Genomic DNA, 361 nt, shown 5'->3' with positions numbered 1-361 from the left:
CAGGGAATAAAAGATAAGGCAGTACTGGAAGCCATGAGAAAAGTGGAAAGGCACCTTATGGTACCTAAAGACGTGCACCGATATGCATATGAAGACAGGCCCTTGCCCATTGGCAAGGGACAAACGATCTCACAACCTTTCATTGTCGCCTTCATGACGCAGGCGATAAAGCCGAAGCCGGGAATGAAAGTGCTGGAGATTGGGACCGGATCGGGGTACCAGGCAGCTGTTCTGGCGGAGATCGTGGATGAGGTCTACACCATCGAAACCGTAGAACCATTGGCAGAACGTGCCCGGGAGACCTTAACCGAAATGGGGTATGATAATATCCATTTTCGCGTGGGAGACGGCTACCACGGTT

The 361-nt window shown here is 51.5% G+C and carries 1 protein-coding gene; it reads left to right on the top strand.

Going from position 1 to position 361, the window contains the following annotated elements:
• Window positions 1-57: 57 nt before the first annotated feature.
• Window positions 58-361 (top strand): protein-L-isoaspartate O-methyltransferase family protein (locus tag HC176_RS17740; RefSeq protein WP_245234959.1); only part of this gene is annotated, 304 nt, incomplete at its 3' end.

The organism is Tamlana crocina (genome assembly GCF_012037625.1).
The sequence above is the reverse complement of the archived record's forward strand: the minus strand, read 5'-3'. Positions and strand labels throughout refer to the sequence as shown.